We start from the raw sequence: 20,085 nt of genomic DNA, 5'->3' as shown, positions 1-20,085 counted from the left end.
GGCGCGACGGCATTTGCAGCCTGAAATAGGGTCTTCGGCGGCTAGGGCGCAAACGAATCGGCGTCGAGAGTTGCGAGAGTTTGCTCTTCCATATAGCGCCGGATGAACTCCCAGAGTTCAGCCCAGGTCTGCGAACCCAATGTGAGTGGAGGCCCGACCGTGAAACCGTCGACGATCCGTGCGCTACTACGCGACTCTTTGGCAACAAACCTCAGTTCGTGCAAGGTTTGAACGACATTTCCGCTGAACCGCGTCTCCTTAGCGTACTCTGCCTCCAAGCAATCCCAGTCATATTCAACAAGAATCAATGGCCACCGCTTAAAAACTCCCGGCCAGTACCTCACGTTGACAAAAGCCTTGCTGAAGTGGTCACCCGGCATTTTTTGAACGAATCGGTATACCTTGCGTGCCTTCCTAATGAACAGGATAGGCATTTCAAGCGGACTGAGTAGATCAATTCTGAAAGTTCTTATCGCGCCCGTTAGCGAGAACAAGAAAAGCAGCAGGCTCCCAGCCGTCATTGCAACCGATAGAACCGCCCAACCAACGCGCTGGTTTCTAATGTCTCGCAGCAGAAACTCAATGGATGCATCTAGTAGAAGTATGCCGAGAATCGCGCCTGGAACGAACAGCAATGCAAGGACGCTTGCTATACCTCTTGTCCGCGTCGGTGCAGCCTCCAACGAAATGGCGCGTTCGTAGACCTGTTGAAGAAGGCCGAGCGAACGGGGCGTGTCCGACGCTGATTTCCGCTTATCAAGCCGCTTCGCTTTGGACGCTTCGAGATCTGGACTCTCCCGTGAGGCGTTGTGCAACTCCGCGGCGCGCCGCCTAATGTAATCCGTCATACGGATGCTGCTCCGTCTAGTTCGGCCTTCTTCAACTGGGGGTCGCGCCAGGACGGCGACGCTCTCTTGTTCCGCCTCAAGTCTTAGTTCTTACTTGGCGGCCGCCTTTGTCGTGAGTTCGGACCGCTCGATGGGACTCCCCGCTTCTGCAAGGAGGTCCGCCGGCAGTTCTACTTGGGGAGCAAAGCGATGAGCGAGCCAGTTGAACATGATGATCACAAGCGTCAGGCCGCTAAACACAGCAAAAAGGAACCATGTAATCGCCGCGAAGCTCCCCTCGGGAATTCCCGATCGCCAGGCAATCCAAGCGGTGCCGGCGCTTCCCGCGACAGCCCAGATCCAACCCGCCGGCGCTACAGCCTTTGCAGCCTGAAACAGGGTCGTGGGCGGCTCGGGTGCGAACGATTCGTCGTCGAGGGCCGCCAGGCTCTGCTCTTCCATGTAGCGCCGGATGAACTCCCAGAGCTGAGGCGAAGTTTCGGAACCCAACATAAGCGGGGACGCCACGGTAAAACCGTCGACGACGCGCACGCCCCTTCGCGACTCCTTCGCAACGAACCTCAACTCGTCCAGGGTCTGGACGACGTTTCCGCTGAGGCGGGTTTCCTTGGTGTACTCTGCTTCCAAGCAATCCCAGTCGTATTCGACGAGGATCAATGGCCACCGCTTGAAAACCCCCGGCCAATACTTCATGTTCACGAAAGCAGTGCTGAAGTGGGTGCCCGGCATATCTTGTATGAACCGATATACTTTGCGCGTCTTCCGGTTGAACAGGATGGGCATCTGAAGCGGGCTGAACAAATCGATTCGAAAAGCCAGAATGGCACCGGTCACCGCACCCAGGAAAAGCAGTAGGCTCACAATCGCCAGCACAAGCGATAGAAGCACGCCAATAACGGCTCGATCCCTGATGTTGTCCCCCAGCAAGTCAGTGGAGCCATCAAGAAACAGTAGACCGAGTATTGCAGCGGGTACAAACAACAAGGCGATAACGCTCGCCATGCCTCTTGTTCGGGTAGGTGCGGCCTCCAATGCAAGGGCGTGCTCGTAGATCCCTTGGAGAAGGCCAAGCGAGCGAGGCGTGTCGGAGACAGACTTACGCTTGTCGAGCCGATTCACCTCGCTAGAGTCCGGTTCGAGATTGGCGGCCTTGCTGCGATGCTGCCCGGAAGCGCGACGCCTGATGTAGTTGGTCATACCGACACACTCCGACTGCTTCGCCTTTCTTCACTGAACCGTCGACCGACGGACCTGGACTCTTTTTTCGGAGTTTTCGTTTGTTGCCAAAAAGTTGGCCGCATGCATTTTCAGCTCGCACTAGGTAATAAGCACATGCCGCCTAGGAGCTGTCAGTTCTTACTTCGCGGCCGTCTTTATCGTGAGTTCGGACCGCTCAATGGGACTCCCAGCTTCTGCCAGGAGGTCCGCCGGCAGCTCTACTCGGGGAGCCAAGCGGTGAGCAAGCCAGTTGAACATGATGATCACAAGGGTCAGGCCGCTAAACACCGCAAACAGGAACCATGTGATTGACGCAAGGCTCCCTTCCGGAATCCCCGACCGCCAGGCAATCCAAGCGGTGCCGATGCCGCCCGCGACAGCCCAGAACCAACCAGCGGGCGCTACAGCGTTTGCAGCCTGAAATAGGGTCTTCGGTGGCTCGGGGGCGAACGACTCGTTGTCGAGGGCCGCCAGGCTCTGCTCTTCCATATAGCGCCGGATGAACTCCCACAGCTCAGGCCATGTCTCCGACCCCAGCATAAGCGGCGAGGCCACCGTGAAGCCATCGACCACGCCGCCACTACCCGGCGACTCCTTTGCAATAAACCTCAGTTCGTGCAAGGTTTGCACGACATTTCCGCTGACGCGTGTTTCCTTGGCATGTTCTGCTTCCAAGCAATCCCAATCATACTCAACCAGGATCAACGGCCAACGCTTGAAAACGCCCGGCCAGTACTTCATGTTCACTAGAGCCGTGCTGAAGTTTGTTCCGGGCATATCTTGTATGAACCGGTACACCTTGCGCGTCTTCGCGTTGAACAGAATGGGCATTTGAAGCGGACTGAATAAGTCAATCCGAAAAGCGCGAATTGCACCAGTCAAAGCACAGAAGAAAATCAGCAGACTCACCGCCGCCAATACAAGCGACGCAAGTGCGAGCAAAGCAGATCCTTCCCTGATACTGTCTTGTGTCAGACCAACGGACAGATCGAAGAAAAGCAGACCGAGAATCGCAACGGGAACAAACACCAAAGCAAAAACACTCACAATGCCTCTTGTCCGGGTCGATGCCGCTTCCAATGCAATCGCATGCTGGTATACCGCATGCAGGAGGCCCAGTGTGCGAGGACTGTCGGAGGCGGCTTTCCCTTTCTGAAGCCGCTTCGATTCACTCTCCCCGAGATCGTTAGTGTTTGGGGCACCGGGGCGCAGATCGGCGGCGCGTCGTCTGATGTACGTTGTCATACCGAGGCTGCTCCGTCCGCTTCCGCCTTTTTCAGCGCGCTCTCGAAGTCTTTGGCCTCAGACTCCCACGCCTCGGGATTGGGGCGTGACTCCCCGACACGGCGATACTTGGGTTTGGTCCCGAAGTAGCAGTTTTCAACCCAAAGCTCAAGCGCCGTCCTATCAAAGTACACAACGATTCCTTCTCCGGCAAACGCCACGACGGTCAATACCAAACCCCAGCCAGTGAAGCTGAGCCCGCGGAGCCGCATCGCGGTACCTGCAATACCCGTCGCGCCTCTGATCGAGCCTTGGAGAAGACCTCGCCTGGCGAGCCAGTAAGCGGCGACCTCGACGCCCGCGCCCGCAGATCCAACTGCCGCTAACATGTATGCCGCCCCGACGGCCGCGTAAGCTATAGCAAACGGGGTATCCCCATCAGCCCGTTTGCCGAATGCCTTCATGAAATTTTGGGTGGCATTCAACACGTTCCCGCAAGCTCCGAGGACCGCCGCAGTGGTCGTCGCCAAAGCCGCCGTGCCAACGAGTCTCAAATTGCTCGCGCCTGTCGCCACCACTTCCGCCACGCCGCCCGTGATACCGCACTTGTTATCCCACATGCCCACGCGCGTCATGGCGATCGCGTCCTCAATCGCCTCCCGTTGCTCCGGCGACAGGTTGGGCGTTTTCTCCAGACGCTCGACAAGGGCTTCAATTTTCCCTTGGTTGACCTCGTGGAGCCTCCATTGAAGAAACGCACCAAAGATCGACAGACGTGACTCGGGATCGACGGCGCCACGAACGGCCCCCGCGGCCGCCTTGCCGGGCAAAACCGCAACTTTGATGGCCCCCGTCGTCATCCGCGAGGTCTGACGCTCGACGAGGTCGGCCAGACGGAGGACGCCGCTCTTCAGCGCGTCGAAGCGATGGGCCTTTCGGTAAAGCTGCCCGAGCTGATCGACGGTGAGCATCTGCACCGGAATGCCGGCAGAACCGCGGAAGTTCACCCCAATTTGTTGTGCCTGACCGGCAAGGCCCCGAACGTTCTTCGCGTCCTGAAGGTCAACGTCGCTTGTCAAAAAGTCGAGGGAGATCTTCTGGTCGCGAACGTCAGCCGGCATCGCCTGGATCCGCTCCTTGAGCTTGCGGTTCTTCTCGTTCAGCGTCGTTCCCTGCCTCTCCATGTCGACGAAGAGATCCAGGGCCTCGGCAAACGTCACTTGGACGCGAGCATAGAGGGGCCTCGCAGGCGGCTTCTTGTTCAGCGCGCCGTCGAGTATCAGCTTTTGCTGGTGACACCAGGCCTGCACGTTGTTCGCGAGGGCGGCCTCCTTGCTGGAGAAGAAGTCCGCTGCCTTCTGCGTGGCGCTTTCCACTTTCTGGGCCGCTGCCTGTGCAGAGGCCTTGACGGATTGAACCGCACCCGCCGGCCCCAGTTTCTCTGCCGCCGAGAAGGCCAAGTGCGTCGCCGCACCGGCGACGGCGCCCATGATGCCGAAACTCAAGCCTGCGCCGGCACCCGTGGCCCAGCTCACTTTGGGACCGAAGTCAGCATCCGTCAGGAGTCCTTTGACCGTGTCGTACGTCTTGTCGAGCTTGGCTTCCTCATCTGTCCACCACTTTGCTTGGCTCCCGGTGAACGATCTCAAAGTTCCGAACAAGCCATCGTCGTTGGCGACCAGACCGCGCCAGACCCAGCCGTCATCTCCCTCGATGTCTTCCGTCAGCAGCAGCTTCCGGACAGCCCGCTCCAACCCGGCGCTCACGCCCCCCCAACCGATCAGGGATTTGCTGACCTCGCGCATGTACTCGATACCCGGTGTACGCGTTGCCCCGAGTGGATTGGGATCCGAGGGATCGAAATGCCGGCGGAAGTAGGTGCAAAGCGCTGCCGCGGTCAGCAGCTGCGCTCTGTCCTCATCATGCTGGCTCACCAGCTTGTTGTAGGCGTCGATTTTGTCCTTGAAGCTGGAAACGAATTGCTCGACTTCATCCCGTTTGTGCAGCCGGTCCATCTTCTGGGTGGACTTTTTCGCCTTGAGCTGGGCCATGTCTGCCGCGGGAGCGATGACGATGCCGTACTGCGGCATCCCCTTCAATTGCAACCAACGTGCGCTGTTCGGAAGCTCTCCACCTGGCTTGCGATCCAGCTGAAAGTTCTCAAGGCGCACGGTGCCGAGGCGGACCCATTGAGGCATCTCTCCGGACGACGGTATTTCACGCTGGTATGCGGGGTCGATCAGCGGGCGGTGCTTGGCGTCAACGAGGTCGGTCGAACGCAGCGGTGACTGTTCGTGCAGGGTCGCGAGCTGTACACCATAGACGCGCTTGCGGATGAACTCGATCCCGGCCAGGGCTCCCAATGGATGCCGCTGGGAGTACGAGTAGTCCAACCCCTGTTGATATCGGGCGCGTGCGATGTCCGACAACGCCTCTGCGGTTCCGACAGGGTCGCGCAAGGGGAACACGAAACCCTTGCCTTTGGTGAGCGGGTGCCCCGCGGACAGCGCAAGCATGCGCTGGCAGAGCATCTCTTCGAGGTTGGAGAGGGGCGCGAGGACAGACGTTGAGTTGCGCTTCGCGTGCTGCAGGTCAAACAACGCGAAGTCCGCGACGTGTTCCGCGAGCCACTGGGCCGTCGGGCGAACGTAACTCTCCCCAGCGGTGCGCGCCTTCGCGATGTCGATGCGCTGCATCACCTCGGGCTTCATCTTGTTTTGTGCCCGCAACTTCCGGTCCCACAGGTTGGCGCCCACGGCAACCCACAACCCAGTTGCTGCATGCGCGTCCTGGAGACGATAGGTCACGGTCGTCAGGAGGTGGGAGCCTCCGTCACGTCGGCAAGCGAAGGCTTCGCCGGTCACGAAATGCGGGTGTCCCTCAGGGACGAGGGCTCCGTTTGGCAGCACACGGAACACTTCCCAATGAGCTGCATCGGGGTCTGCTGCGCCAGCCTTCCCGCCTGCTTGCCGCCGTGCTGCCGCCAACTTCAAAGCTCGCGGCGGCGTCTCGTGGTACACGTGCAAGTACATTCCCGGCCGCAAGGTGCGCAGTACATAACGGGCGTACTTCAAGGGCGGGAGGCCGACCTCCTTCACCGATGCGTCGTGCTCTTTGAGCTTGGCGGCATTGAGTGGGGCGAACGCCGCGTCCTTGGCAACCGCACTGTGATACAGGAAGAGGATCGGCAGGCCGCTGTTCTCGCAGGCCTTGCAGGTTTCGGTGCTCATGTTGATCTCTGGTCTTCGGCGCTTCTAAGCGCGCGCGTCATCGCTGCTTGTGCCCTGCTGGGAATCTGCATCCAGTTCCCAGAGCCGTTCTTCCAAACTTCCCGGATTCCTCTTTGCGGCGTCAATCGCTTCGCGGCCCCGCGTTGTGCCGTTGACGGGTCGACCGAGAGCCGCGCGCCAGGCATAGCTCACACGATCGTTCAAGTCCGTCAACCCCACGGCCGCAGCCTGCTCGCAGGCTGTCCAGGCGGCCTCATGTGCATGGTCCGGCACATCCGCCAACTCGCGTTGGAGCACGGCGAGTGTTAGCGAGACCGCTTCGCCATCCAACAGGCGGGCCTCTTGCTCAACGCTGAGGAGAAGCCGAGCCGGCTTGGTCAACAGCTCCTCGACCCTTTGCCGGCGACCGTACAGTTCGGCTTCGGTGGACAGGAAAGCATCGTCAGCCAAGCCCAGGCAGCAGCCCCATGTGCCGTTTCGAAGACGTAGATGCCATCTGCCGACAGGCCCGAGCCACTCGGCCAAGTGACGCGCCGACAACAAGTGAACCAGCAGTTCGAAGACACGCGGGTCGGCCAACCGCAAGTAGCGCGGCCTTCCACGCACCATGACGGTGGTCATTTGCTCGATGCGCTGCATGAGCCGTTGGCCATCCAGCGGCGTCTCGATGAGGGCGCCGATGCCGAGCTTGCCGATAGACGTCTCCGAAGCCTGTTGCGCTTCCATCGCTGCGCCCTGGACCAGCAACTCCACCAAGGGATCATCAGCGCCTTCCAGCTGCACGACATACGGCATCCGATCCGCCTCCACGCGTGGAGATGGGTCACGAGCGACCCACACCGCCCGCTTCCAGGCCGAACGCCGCGCCGCCTGCAAGTCATCCAGGTCCGTCGCGCTAGTCGATGCGCCAGCGAGAAGGTGGGGCTCGCCTAAGAACGGGTCGATCAGTGCATAGAGGGGAAGACCTTGCAGCACCGGCAGAGGCGTCTGGCTCAGGAACTTGGGCTTGCTCTGACCCTGGTCCAAACGACTGGCGACGGGAGCCGCCGAGGGCGGGGCGCTCTCGCCCGTCATAGCAGCGCAGCTCCATTCGACACGCTCTCCGCCTGCTGCTGGCCGCAAGGAGGGACGGACTGAGGAGCGGGGAGGTCGGCGCTGGAACTCGCGTTCGCAGGCCCCGTCAACTCCTTCATGCTCGCCTTGAACTGCGCCGCACCCGGCGTTGTCAACGTGATGTCGCCGCCTTCGATCCGAATCGACGAGCCGCCCGCCGTCAGCAGGATGTGTTTTGGCGCGCCCATCTGAATGGCCGCTTGAGTGCTGCTGACCTCCACCGCCTTGTCCGCTGTCAGCTTGGTAGCGCCGCTCTGGCTCTGGCTGCTCACGCTGCCGCTCGCGGCGTGCAGCATGATGCCGGTCTCCTGGTTCGGCTTGCTCGGGTCGCTCGCCTTGCCGTAGGTGAACCAGCTGATGCCACCTTGCACCGCGATGCTGTGGTGGCGCTGGGCGTTGTGGGTGATGTCTTGCCCCGCCACCCAGCTGGCAGTGTTGCCCGCGCTGAAAATCGTGTTCGCCGGGCTGTACAGCCCCACCCCGGCAGGCGCGCTCACCAACAGGTCGGGTCGGCTCCAGGCCTTGACGGCCCCCGCGCCGCCGCCGATCGCCTGGTCGCCGCTGCCGGCGTCGCCGCGCTGATCGGTCGTCTCGATGCTCTCCCGCAGGGCCTTCTGTGCCTGGGGCACGGGCAAGTCCTTGGCCTGCGGTTCGTCCTTCAGCTTCGCGTTGTGCTTCTGCGCGGTGTCGATCAGCGTCGACGTCAGCTCTGCGCTTTGCTGTAGCTGCTGCTCGGCCTCGCGGGTGTCGAGCTGCGCGGTGCCCCCGGTCGAGCCCGCTGCCCGAGCCTCAGCGCTGATCAGCAGGCCGCTACCTGCGCGCAAGGCTCCGCTGGCCTCGGTCACCAGCTCGCTGCCGTGTCCGCGCGGGTGCAGGCGCTGGTTGTCGTTCTGGTTCAATGCATGGCCGAGGTTCAGCTGGCTGCGATGCTGCGTGCTCGCCAGCTGGATGCGGCCCTGCCCCGGCGTGTCGTCGAACACCAGCTGGTTGTAGCCGCCGGCCCCGCTCTGGCTGGCCGACAGCTCCTGCGTCTTGAGCCCCGTCATCACCGCCGCGTGCTGGTGCCCCTGGTGCTGGCCTGCGGCTTGGGAGCCGGGGAACCAGGCCGGGGCATTGCCGGTGGCGCCGGCGGCGCCGCCGTTCACCTGGTTGCCCTGCGCGTTGTCCTGCCCCACGCCGTTGTAGAGGCTGCCGATGACCACCGGTCGGTCGATGTCGCCATCCAAGAAGGCGACCAGCACTTCTTGCCCGACACGTGGCGTGAAGACGCTGCCCCAGTTGGCCCCGGCCACGGACGTTGCCACCCGCACCCACGTGCCGCTGGCATCGCTGGCCGGCGCGTTGTCGACCCCCTGCACTTGTAGCCGGTGGCTGCCCTGGGCACCGCGTTGCCAGTGGAACTGCACCTTGATGCGGTGGTCGCGGTCGGTGTGGATAGGCGCACCCAGGCCCACCACGATGGCGGTCTGCGTGCCCGTGACGGTGGGTCGCGGGTGCTGGACCACACTGTCCAGGCCGGCGTGCGGGCTCAGCGCGGCGTCGAGCGCGGGCGCACGCACCACCACGGTAGCCGGCAGCGCCACGACCTTGACGCTGTACAGCGGCTCGTCGCCGTCGTTCGCAAGGCTGCCGGCCTTGGTCGCACCGCTATCCTCCTTCTCTGTGCCGAGGAGCCCTGGCAGCAGGTCTTGGAGCATCGCCCGATGGTCGGCCGACACGTTGCTGCGCGCGCGGTGTTCGGCGCGCAGCAACACGAAGCGGTCTTTGTCTTCGCCCGTGTGGTGCGGGTGGTCCAGGACGGTGATCACGCTGCCGGGCGCAAAGGTGCGCACGGTGCCTTCGCCGTAATACAACCGGCCACGGGCGTCGAGCGCTTCTTGCTGTCGCTGCGCCAGCCGCTGCCCTTGATGGCTGTCTTCGTAGGCATAGACGCCCGGCACGTCCTGGCATTCCGTGGCGATGCCGCCGGCGGGGTGCAGGGCCGCGGCGCTGACGGGCCGCAGCTGCGTGCTGCGGTAGTCCCAGCTCGCCATGCTGACTGCCTGGGTGGTCACCCGGCGTTCACCGTGCCAGCTGCGCAGGCTGTCTTCTTTCATCGTCGCGCCGGGCTGGGTGTAGCGCACCCGCGGCTGACGGTTCGGCTTGCAGGCACCGTTGTGGTCGGCGATCACCAGCACGTGCTGGCCCAGCGTCTTGCTGCCGGCGTCACCGGTGTGCTCCCACCAATAAAACAGGCCTTCTTCCCGCAGCAGGCGCTCGATGAAAGCGAGGTCGCTCTCTTGATATTGCGTACAGAGGGAGCGTTGTGGATAAGCGGCACGGTCTGCCAGGTCCCAGCGCCAGGCGGGCGCCAGCGCGCCCTGCCCCTGGTAGCCGGCGAAGACCGCTTCGACGATCTCCATCACCGTCCGGCTCTGGAAGGTGCGGCTGTCGTGCCGGTGTGCCAGAAAGGCCAGCCACGGCTCGACCGTCAATCGATAGCGCGCCAAGCCCCCGTCCGCCCCCAGCAGCGAAAAGCCGGTGACCTGGCCGTGGAAGGGCCGCAGAGCGGTGCGGCTGGCTTGCGTCAGCAACTCCAGCAACACGGGCTGGCCGATCAACTGCTTGAGTTCCAGGTGCGTGTCGGCGCTCAGCGCCGTCAGCTCCAGCTTGAAGCCGCAGTCCGGGCCGCTCGGTCCGATGCTCTCGGTCAGCGCCATGCGCTCGGCCAAGAGGACATTGGGGCCCAGCAGCGTGTGCAGGTGAAGCAGCCGGTCGTTCTGCGTGTAGCCGGCAAGCAAGGCTTGAATCGCGGCCGGCAGGAAGGAGAGGTCCGTCATGCGTGGCCCGGTCAGCGGCTCAAAAAGCGGGCGCGGCAAGAGCCGCCCGCCGCACGAAGAATGGCGTGGGCCAGGATGGACGTGTGCATGGACTCCCTCGGTTGTTGGTATGAACGCAGCGCCATGCTCGCGCTCTGTTGGGGGACAGAGTTTATCGAGGCTCGGCGGCGTAAACCTCGGCGTTCCCCCATCCGAGGGGGGCGTGTTCATGTGAAACTTCGTGTTATGTCATGAGTTTTGGCGGGATCGGGTCGGGCTGTCCCCTCGAACGAGGGGCACGTTGCATCCGTTTCCTGCGCAAAATTGTTCAGATCACATTTACTGAGGGCCTTGGCTGATCCTCCGCCGGCTACACGCGCGTTGAGGTTCACCCTCAGAGAGCCCCAGCCGCCCGTGCCGTCGATATCGCCTCCACACCGGCGGTACCCCGGGCGCGCGAGCAGTGGGCGGGCGCACCGACTGGTGCCCTGCACCCCGCGCCGGGCTTTCCTGCTAGAGACAAAGGACGCTGATGAAACGATCGCTTCTGGCTGCGCCAATTGGGTCGCGGCCCGAACGCCGCGCGGCAACCCTCAGGGCCAGCACGGGTGCGGTCCCGCTTCCCCCCTATGCGACACCTGCTGTTCTGCGTATCGAGGAGGCACCGCTCGACGAGAGGATCATGAACGCGCTGCTCGCGCATCAGCGGACCCAGGCAACGGACTACAGCGGTCTGCCTTTGCCGGTGCGGATGCGCGCCTGCGGCGTGCTGGACGCCTGGCAGCGCGTCGTGGACGAGCTCCCCGGCATACGCTCGGCTCGCCTGGCGCTGTCCGACCCGGCGGTGCCGTTCGTGTCAGCGCACGACGGGACCGTGCACAGCGTCCGCCCGTACATGAAGAAGCACAGCGATCAACAGTGCAACAACGCCTTGCTCGACGTGACACCTTGGCTGGCGCACTGGTGGCGCGGCGGTTCGCTGTACGAGCCGACACCCGCACTCACTTCCTTGCTGCGCGAAACGGATTGGTCACAAGACCTGCCGATGCGCTACTTCCGCACGCCGGTGCCAGCGATGTGCGTTCTGCCACCGCTCGGCGAGCCGCACCTCTGCGGCACGCTGGACGCGATCCAGGTGTTTTCTCACGGCGTTGAAGCCGTGGACGCTCCTGCACATCGCGCGATCACCGTCGTAGCGCACCAGGAAGTGAGCACTCCGCACCCCGGCGTTGTGAGCCTGACGCTCATGCTCAGAGTCCAAGACGAGGACGAGCCGCTGAGCGCCGTGTTGGAGCGGACCATCGAAGAGGTCTGCCGTGAGCCCGATGGCACGGTCAACGAGGAGGCGGCGGCGGTACTCCGCCCGATCAACCGCGAACTGCTCGACTACGTCGTGAAAGTGCTGCTGTACCTCGGGCTGGATGACGCGGAGGTCACGCAGAAGCGGCCCTACAGCGAAGCGCCTCGGCAGTTCTCGGGGCTCGGGCGGCGCAAGCGCGAGGAGCGTCAGCGCGAGATCGAGAAGCTGTATGACCGCTACCTTCTGGGCCCAGTGGCACTGGCCGGTGCGGGCGATCTCTCCGACCAGCCGGATGCCGCTCCTGTCGACGGTCGTAGCGCAGTTTCAACGCATTGGCGGCGGGGCCACTTCCGGCTTCAGCCGCACGGCCCACAGGCCTCGCTGCGCAAGGTGATGTTCATCGCGCCCACCATCGTTCGGGCGGATCGAATGCCGGGCGATTGACGCCGCGCACACGGCAGTGTTGAGCAGCATGTTGTAGGGCGCAGCCCTCTCGTGATGGCAAGGCGTTGCTCGGCTGCTGCCTGCGCAACGCCATCCAGCCGGTCAAACGCTCACACCTCGACCGGCACTTCCTCGCCCAGCCCCAGTTCGGACATCAGCGCCGCCTTGCGCTGGCTCAGCTTCGCGCCCAGCCGCTGCAGGTCGAGCCCGCTGTCCTTCACCTTCTTGAAGATTTCGTTCTGCTCTTCCTTGACGTGATGGTCGACGTACTCGCCGAGCACGATCACCTTGGCGTCGTAGAGCTTCTCGCGCGGGTGCATGGCCTGGATCTGGGCGATCAGGTCCTTGGCGCTGGCATGTTCAACGGTGGCTTCGTCGATCAGATCCTTCTCGTCGAGCACCTTGCGCACGGCCGGATAGAACAGCTCTTCCTCGATCTGTGCATGCACCGTCAGTTCGGTGCAGATCTGCTCGGCGATCTCACGCCGTTGCGGCACCGAGGCCCCTTCCTCGGCCAGCTTCTTGTATTGCTTGAACAGGGCCTTGACCCTCTTGTGGTCGGCGGTCAGCAGCTCGATCGCGTCGACGGCGTCGTTCTGGGGACGTTTTGCGGTTGCCATGGTGTGGGGTTCCTTCGTGGGTTTGTTGTCGGATGACCGAGGCCGCGAGGGCCTCTCGAAGGACGCCAGATCCGCGCGGAGGCGGCCGGGCGCCCGGTCCCGGCAATCCGTGGCAAATACGATGCCCGCCCGCCCGTTCCTGGTCAGACGGGGTCCACCCGCGCACCACAGGCGGCACAGTAGCGGGCGCCAGGGGTGAGGGCGGCGCCGCACGCGCCGCAGTGGCCCGGGGCCGGGTCTGCCGGGCCGGACGACGCGGGAGCGGCCGGCGCGAGCACGGCGGCAGCGCGGATGTCGTGGTGCAGTTGGGCGGCGGGCGGCGTGTTGTCTGCCAGGGCGCGCTCGCCGGCGTTGAGCGCGGCGATGCGCGCCTGATCCTCTTCGCTGCCGGGGGCCACCAGCACACTCTGGCTGCGGCCGAAGGCCGCCAGATGGGCGGCCAGGTCCTTGGCCTCCACCCCGGTCGAAAACATCGCGGTGACCTGACGTTCGCCGTCCTTGCCGAACACCACCGACTCGAGGCGCGCGCGCCAGACGCGCAAGGTCATCGATTCGGTGCGCACGATCTCGCTGTCGGTGTTGAGCCGGCTGTTGAACTGATTGCCGGTCCCGACACGCGAGCGTTGGTAGGTGCCGGCCATCTCGACCCAGACCAGCACCGACTCGAAGTCGAAGCGCCCCCACAGCGCGGCAGCCGCCTGGAAACAATACAGGGCGACCAGCAGCAGGATGGTGGAGGTGCCGGCCATCGACAAGCGGTTGTCGCGCCAGGCGGCGCCGACGTCGAACTCGCGCACGAAATACAGCAACAAGCCGACGGCCACTGCCACCAGCAGCGTTGCATAGAGATCCAGCGCGACCAGCCAGCGGTGGGCGCGATGCGCCAGTGCCGAGCGCAACGTCGGCGCAATGCGGCCGCCGAGCGGCGTCGGCTGGGTCTCCTCCATCAGTTCAGCGGCAAACGGGCCGGCGCTGCGCGACATGTCGATGGCCGGCTCGAGCCTGGCGTAGCGGCGGTTGGGAATGTGCTCGGTCCATTCGTGCTGCAACTTGCGGTCCAGCTCGTCGAGCAGCAGATTCGGGGGCCCGTTCATCGACAGCTTGATCTGCTCGACGCCCGACTGCGCCCGTGGCGGCTCACCGACTTGCGCCCACACCGCGAGCGCGATCAGCAGCGCCGCCAACAGGCCGGTGCCGAGCATCAGGGCGGTCTGCAGGCTGAGCGAAAAAGTGCCCAGCGACGGCAAGCTGCCGCCGATCAGCCCGATCAGCACCGGGGCGAGCAGCGCGGCAGCCACCAACCCGACCACCGAGGCCAGCGTGAGCCGGGCGCGGCGGTCGGTGATCAGCGGCTTGATCAGGAAAAACACGCCGAACAGGAAGTACAGCACGCCGATCCACGGCCGCGAGACATCGGTGCCCAGCACCCACCACGAGACGGCGAAGCTCAGTGCGGTGGCGGCGATCGCGACGAGGTTGAAGAAGTGGCGACGAGCCAGTTCCTGCACGGCCAGCGGTGCGGTGATCAGGTGCGGCACCGCGTGGTAGAGCACACCCTCGAGTGCGCCTTGCGGCTCCGGGTAGGTCAGGCCACCCTGGCGCAACATCTCCTGGTAGACGCCGGCCGCCGGCGATTCTCCGGTGGTGCCGGGCGCGATCTCGGGGGCGAGCGAGGCCGGGCGGCCGCGGCCGAAGAAGAAGCGCAGGCGCCGCGCGGCCATGCCGGCCGCGGCCAAGCCGCTGACCAGCAACGCGAGCCCGGCCACCAGCGGGGCCAACACCAGCCGCATGCTCTGGGCCTGCAGCGCTTCGCGGGTCCACCACAGGCACAGCACGCCACCGGCCACCAGCATCAGGGCGCACAGACCGAGCAGCAGGTTCTGCAACCGGTAGGGGTTGGGCAGCTCCAAACGCTTGCTGTCCGAGCTGTAGTCGTAGGCCATCGCCACGTCCTCCTGTTGATGTTGTTCGGGAGGACATTGTCAACCGGCTCGCCCCGGCGCGCGAACTCAGGTCAGGAAGCGGTCGAGCATGCGGCGGCTGGTTTTGTCGAGCGACGCCAGGTCGCGGATCACGAACTGCACGCCATGGCCGTCGAGGATCATCACGGACTGCGCGCCGAGGCGGCGGATGTCTTCCTCGCCCTTGAGCAGCAGCGTGGTCGGGCCGCGGTCGGTTTCGACCTGCCAGGTGCTGGGGGTGGAATAGGTCGAGACCGAGACCAGCCGGCGGATCTCGGGAAAGAACTCGCGCGTGGCCAGTTCCTGCTCGACCAGCGCGCGCGAGGTGTCACTTAGGTCGTGGAGCCGGTCGACCCAGGCGACTTCGTGGCCGTCGGGCCCGACCAGGGCGATGCCTTCGTCGGGTGCCGCAATCGGAAAGGCACGCACCGGCGTGACACCTTCATGCACGTCGCCGCTCACGGTGGTGAGCACCAGGCGGCCGAAGGTGTTGCGGCTCAGCTCGAAAGGGGGTTGATGAGACATGGATGGCGATTTGCGTCGTGTTCAGGCTGCGTCGCGGGCGGCGCTGTCTTCGTTCCAGCCCGCGGCAGCACCGCCTTCGGCGTTGGCCGCCTGGGCTTGATGGAGCCGCCAATAGGCGCCCTGGTGGGCCATCAGCGTGTCGTGCGGGCCGACCTCGACAATCTGGCCGCGGTCCATCACGACCAGCCGGTCCGCCTGCCGCAGCGTGCTGAGCCGGTGGGCGATCGCGATCGTGGTGCGCCCGCGGACCAGGTTGTCGAGGGCCGCCTGGATTTCTTTTTCGGTCTCGGTGTCGACGGCCGAGGTGGCCTCGTCGAGGATCAGGATGCGCGGGTCGATCAGCAGTGCGCGCGCAATCGAGATGCGTTGCCGCTCGCCGCCCGACAAACCCTGGCCGCGTTCGCCGACCACCGAGTCGTAGCCGTGCGGCAGCCGCAGGATGAACTCGTGTGCATGGGCGGCGCGCGCGGCCGCGATGATTTCTTCGCGGGTGGCGCCCGGCTTGCCGTAGGCGATGTTCTCGGCGATGGTGCCGAAGAACAAAAAGGGCTCTTGCAGCACCAGCCCGATGTGGCGGCGGTATTCGGCCACCGGCAGCGAGCGGATGTCGACACCGTCGACCCGGATCGCGCCTTCGGTCACGTCATAGAAGCGGCAGATCAGGTTGACCAGCGTGCTCTTGCCCGAGCCGCTGTGGCCGACCAGGCCGATCATCTCGCCCGGTGCGATGTTGAGGTCGAGGCCGCGGATCACCGAGCGGCTGCCGTAGCGGAAGCCGACGTCGCGCAACTCGATGCGGCCCTCGAAGTGCTCCTTGTGCACCGGCCGAACCGGTTCGGGCACGCTCGACACATGGTCGAGGATGTCGAAGATGCGCTTGGCCCCGGCCGCGGCCTTCTGCGTCACCGAGACGATGCGGCTCATCGAGTCGAGCCGGGTGTAGAAGCGGCTGATGTAGGCGAGGAAGGCGGTCAGCACGCCGACGGTGATTTGCCCGTGTGCCACCAGCCAGATGCCGAAGGCCCACACCACCAGCAGACCGACCTCGGTCAGGAAGGACACGGTGGGCGAGAACAGCGACCACACCTTGTTGAGCCGGTCGTTCACCGCGAGGTTGTGACGGTTGGCGTCGCGGAAGCGGGTCGCTTCGCGCTGCTCCTGGGCAAACGCCTTGACCACCCGGATGCCGGGGATGGTGTCGGCCAACACATTGGTGACTTCGGACCAGACCCGGTCGATTTTTTCGAAACCGGTGCGCAGTTTGTCGCGGACGACGTGGATCAACCAGGCGATGAAGGGCAGCGGCAGCAGCGTCACCAGGGCCAGCCACGGATTGATCGAGAACAAGATCGCCGCCGTCATCAGGATCATCAGCACGTCGGTGGCGAAGTCGAGCAGATGCAGTGACAGAAACACGCAGATGCGGTCGGTTTCGCTGCCGATGCGCGCCATCAGGTCGCCGGTCCGCTTGCCGCCGAAATATTCGAGCGACAACTTGAGCAAATGCTCGTAAGTGGTGGTGCGCAGGTCGGAGCCGATACGTTCGCTGACCAGTGCCAGGATGTAGGTGCGGGCCCAGCCGAGCGACCAGGCCACGAGCGCGGCCGCCAGCAGGCCGCCGAGGTAGAACAGCACCTGTGTCGTGTCGATCGGCGTGCCGTTCTGGTAGGGGATCAGCACCTTGTCGATCAAGGGCATCGTCAGGTAGGGCGGCACCAGCGTCGCGCCGGTGGAGCCGAGGGTGAGGGCAAAGCCGGCCAGCAGCTGGCCTTTGTAGGGCTTGGCGAAGCGCCACAGGCGCAGCAGGGTCCAGGTGGACGGAGCGGCGGGCGTTTCGCGGTGACAGGCCGGGCAGTCCTCCTGGTCGGGTGCGAGCGGCGTCTTGCAGCGCTCGCAGACGTCGCCATCCGTGACATGCGTCACGCCCGTGGCCAAAGTTTCTAGCTGTGCGTTGAAGCGGTCGATCAGCTGCAGCGCTTCGGCATGGTGTCGCAAGGTGTAGCGCCAGCAGCCCAAACGGGCCTGCCGATCGTGCAGTTCGACACGACCGACGCCGGCATGATCCTCGTGCTGCAAGGCCAGGCCCAGGTGCAAGGGCCAACTTTGCCACGCCTGGCCGGGTTCGCGCACCAGCAGCCGGCGCTCGGTCAGTGCAATCAGACCGCTCGCAAAGCGAAGTTGCGTGTCGAGGTCAACCTGCAGCCAGGCCAGAACGTTTTCCCCTTCGGCAAGGGTGGATCCGAGATCCGCCTGCCAAGGATCCGGCAGCGAGCCGGCGGCTAAGGTTGAGTTGGAGGGTGACATTGTCATCGTGTGGTGCGCTTCGAATCGAAGCAACGCCGTTCAGGTGGAGGCAAGACGCCTGGCCCCGGTCTTCGCGCGCGAAGCTGGGCGATCTGAACGTCACGCACGGAAGTACCAGACGGTTGACAACATCGTGCAACTTTCGCCATCACGACTCGCCCGAGTCGTGAACGTTTCGCAATTTCACTGATTCCGACCACCAACTTGACAGGCCCCGCCTTGCCGCGGCCGGGGCCACGCTGAACGCACCCATGAAAGATATCAAGATCCTCCGAGTGGCCTACCTGAACGGGCCCAACCTCTGGACCTACCGGCCGGTGCTGGAAGCCTGGGTGGACATCGGTGAGCTCGAAGACTTCCCGTCCAACAAGATTCCGGGTTTTCCCGAGCGCCTGGTGGCCTGGTTGCCGTCGTTGGTCGAGCATCGCTGCGGTATCGGCGAGCGCGGCGGTTTTCTGCAGCGGCTGAAGGAGGGCACCTGGCCGGCGCACATCCTCGAGCATGTCGCGATCGAGCTGCAGAACCTGGCCGGTAGCCAGGCCGGCTTCGGCAAGGCCCGCGAGACCGGGCAGCGGGGGGTGTACAAAGTCGCCTTCCGCGCCCGCAACGAGCAGGTCGGCCGGGCCTGCCTGGCGGCCGCGCGTGAACTCGTGCTGGCCGCGATGGACGGCCGGCCGTATGACCTGCCGGCCACGCTGGCCGGCCTGCGTGCGATGGTCGACTCGTTGTGCCTGGGCCCGAGCACCGCCTGCATCGTCGACGCGGCTGCCGACCGCGGCATTCCCTCGATCCGGCTGACCGAAGGCAACCTGGTGCAACTCGGCTATGGCGTGCAGCAGCGCCGCATCTGGACCGCCGAGACCGACCGCACCAGCGCGATCGCCGAAAGCGTGTCGAGCGACAAGGACCTGACCAAGACGCTGCTGGCGTCCTGCGGTGTGCCGGTGCCCGAAGGCCGGGTGGTGAGCGATGCACAAGATGCCTGGGACGCGGCTGAAGACATCGGCGTGCCGGTGGTCGTGAAGCCGTCGGATGCCAACCACGGCCGCGGCGTTTCGATCGAGCTGTCGGCCCGCGAGGATGTCGAAGCCGCCTTCGGTGTGGCCGAACGCGAAGGCAGCGAGGTGATCGTCGAGCGTTTCGTGCCGGGCAACGAGCACCGTTTGCTGGTGGTCGGCAACAAGGTGGTGGCGGCCGCGCGGGGCGAGGCTGCCTGGGTGGTGGGCGACGGCCGGTCCACGGTGGTCGAGCTGATCGACCGCCAGCTCAACACCGACCCGCGTCGTGGCCTCACCGAAGACTTCCCGCTCAACCCGATCCTGATCGACGAAGAGCCGGCGGTCGCACTCGAACTCGCACGCCAGGGCCTGCAGCCCGACTCGGTGCCCGCGGCCGAGCAGCGCGTGCTGGTTCAGCGCAACGGCAATGTCGCCTTCGACGTGACCGACCAGGTGCACCCGGAGGTGGCCGCGGCCGCCACGCTGGCCGCGCGTATCGTCGGGCTCGACATCGCGGGCATCGATCTGGTCGCGCAAGACATCTCGCAGCCGCTCGGGCCGCAGCACGGTGCGATCGTCGAAGTCAACGCCGGCCCCGGTCTGCTGATGCATCTGAAGCCGGTGGACAGCCCGCCGCGGCCGGTGGGCCGGGCCATCGTCGACCATCTGTTCCCCGAAAGCCAGAGCGGCCGCATCCCGGTGGTCGGCATTGCCGGCACCAGCGGCACGGCCGTGATCGCCCGGCTGGTGTCGTGGCTGCTGCAGCTGAACGGCCGCTATGTGGGCCTGGCCTGCAGCGACGGCCTCTACCTCGACCGCCGGCGCGTCGACAGCCGCCCGAGCGCCGACTGGGCAGCCGGCCAACGGGTGCTGATGAACCGTAGCGTCGAAGCGGCGGTGATCGAGAATGGCGCGGTGGAGATCCTCGCGCATGGCCTGGCCTACGATCGCTGCCTGGTCGGTGTGGTGACCGACGTCAGCGGCGCCGATGCGCTGGCTGGTTTCCATGTGCACGAACCGCAGCAGGTGTACAACGTGTTGCGCACCCAGGTGGACGTGGTGTTGCCCGAGGGCACGGCGGTGTTGAATGCCGACGATCCGCTGGTGGCCGAGATGGCGCCGTTGTGCGACGGTGAGGTGCTGTTCTACGGCCTCGATCCCGAGCTGCCGGCGCTGGTGGAGCACCGGGCGCAGGGCGGTCGGGTGGTGTTCCTCCGCGCAGGGCAGGTGGTGATCGCCGAAGGCGACGACGAGCATGTGCTCGGGGCGCTGGCGAGTTTTCCGTTGGCCCACGACGCCCGCTCGCCGGTCGCCGCCGAAAGCCTGCTGGCCGCCGTGGGAGCCGCGTGCGCGCTGGGCCTGTCGCCGGAGCTGATCCGCGCCGGCGCGAGCACCTTCGACCCCGACCACGTCACCTCGCTCGACGCGGGGCCGCGCGGCGCGCATCCGCACGCCAGCTGAGCGCCGCCCTGGTTGCGACGCCGAACGTAGTTTTCATATCC

12 protein-coding genes are annotated in these 20,085 nt (G+C 64.9%); 2 read left to right on the top strand and 10 right to left on the bottom strand.

Annotated elements, in window-relative coordinates; genetic code table 11:
• Positions 1-41 precede the first annotated feature (41 nt).
• From AAW51_RS30075 to AAW51_RS18130, 6 genes are all read right to left on the bottom strand, one after another.
• On the bottom strand, positions 42-848 hold the full coding sequence (locus AAW51_RS30075; RefSeq protein ID WP_157359953.1) for a DUF6708 domain-containing protein: 807 nt from the start codon (positions 846-848) through the stop codon (positions 42-44).
• A gap of 90 nt (positions 849-938) precedes the next feature.
• Complete coding sequence (locus tag AAW51_RS18150; protein ID WP_047195723.1) at positions 939-2,045, bottom strand: DUF6708 domain-containing protein; 1,107 nt, start codon at positions 2,043-2,045, stop codon at positions 939-941.
• A 159-nt stretch (positions 2,046-2,204) separates the two neighbouring features.
• Positions 2,205-3,311 (bottom strand): DUF6708 domain-containing protein, encoded by a 1,107-nt coding sequence (locus AAW51_RS30070; RefSeq protein ID WP_157359952.1) that lies wholly within the window; start codon positions 3,309-3,311, stop codon positions 2,205-2,207.
• Positions 3,308-6,520: a T6SS effector BTH_I2691 family protein gene (locus AAW51_RS18140; protein WP_047195721.1), complete on the bottom strand. Its 3,213-nt coding sequence runs from the start codon at positions 6,518-6,520 to the stop codon at positions 3,308-3,310. The genes AAW51_RS30070 and AAW51_RS18140 overlap by 4 nt, the downstream gene beginning before the upstream one ends.
• Positions 6,521-6,544: 24 nt before the next feature.
• On the bottom strand, positions 6,545-7,594 hold the full coding sequence (locus tag AAW51_RS18135; protein WP_047195720.1) for a DUF4123 domain-containing protein: 1,050 nt from the start codon (positions 7,592-7,594) through the stop codon (positions 6,545-6,547).
• Positions 7,591-10,452 (bottom strand): type VI secretion system Vgr family protein, encoded by a 2,862-nt coding sequence (locus AAW51_RS18130; protein ID WP_047195719.1) that lies wholly within the window; start codon positions 10,450-10,452, stop codon positions 7,591-7,593. Before AAW51_RS18130 ends, AAW51_RS18135 begins: the two co-directional genes overlap by 4 nt.
• A gap of 661 nt (positions 10,453-11,113) precedes the next feature.
• On the opposite strand from AAW51_RS18130, the gene AAW51_RS18125 reads away from it, so the two are divergent.
• Positions 11,114-12,175 carry an AcrVA2 family anti-CRISPR protein gene (locus tag AAW51_RS18125; RefSeq protein WP_047195718.1) on the top strand — a complete coding sequence of 354 codons (1,062 nt, stop codon included), beginning with the start codon at positions 11,114-11,116 and terminating at the stop codon, positions 12,173-12,175.
• Between the two features lie 110 nt (positions 12,176-12,285).
• Here AAW51_RS18125 and AAW51_RS18120 read toward each other — a convergent pair whose 3' ends face one another.
• The 4 genes from AAW51_RS18120 to AAW51_RS18105 form a co-directional block, all read right to left on the bottom strand.
• On the bottom strand, positions 12,286-12,795 hold the full coding sequence (locus AAW51_RS18120; RefSeq protein WP_047195717.1) for a hemerythrin domain-containing protein: 510 nt from the start codon (positions 12,793-12,795) through the stop codon (positions 12,286-12,288).
• Positions 12,796-12,938: 143 nt separating this feature from the next.
• Positions 12,939-14,738, bottom strand: a complete 1,800-nt coding sequence (locus AAW51_RS18115; protein ID WP_047195716.1) for a zinc ribbon domain-containing protein — start codon at positions 14,736-14,738, stop codon at positions 12,939-12,941.
• Between the two features lie 66 nt (positions 14,739-14,804).
• Positions 14,805-15,281, bottom strand: a complete 477-nt coding sequence (locus tag AAW51_RS18110; RefSeq protein ID WP_047195715.1) for a cyanophycin metabolism-associated DUF1854 family protein — start codon at positions 15,279-15,281, stop codon at positions 14,805-14,807.
• Between the two features lie 21 nt (positions 15,282-15,302).
• Positions 15,303-17,585, bottom strand: coding sequence for a cyanophycin metabolism-associated ABC transporter (locus AAW51_RS18105; protein WP_047195714.1), 2,283 nt, complete (start codon positions 17,583-17,585; stop codon positions 15,303-15,305).
• Between the two features lie 251 nt (positions 17,586-17,836).
• On the opposite strand from AAW51_RS18105, the gene AAW51_RS18100 reads away from it, so the two are divergent.
• Positions 17,837-20,044, top strand: coding sequence for a cyanophycin synthetase (locus tag AAW51_RS18100; protein WP_083438399.1), 2,208 nt, complete (start codon positions 17,837-17,839; stop codon positions 20,042-20,044).
• Positions 20,045-20,085: the final 41 nt, after the last annotated feature.

It is taken from the genome of Caldimonas brevitalea (assembly GCF_001017435.1).
GTDB lineage: Bacteria > Pseudomonadota > Gammaproteobacteria > Burkholderiales > Burkholderiaceae_C > Caldimonas > Caldimonas brevitalea.
The sequence above is the reverse complement of the archived record's forward strand: the minus strand, read 5'-3'. Positions and strand labels throughout refer to the sequence as shown.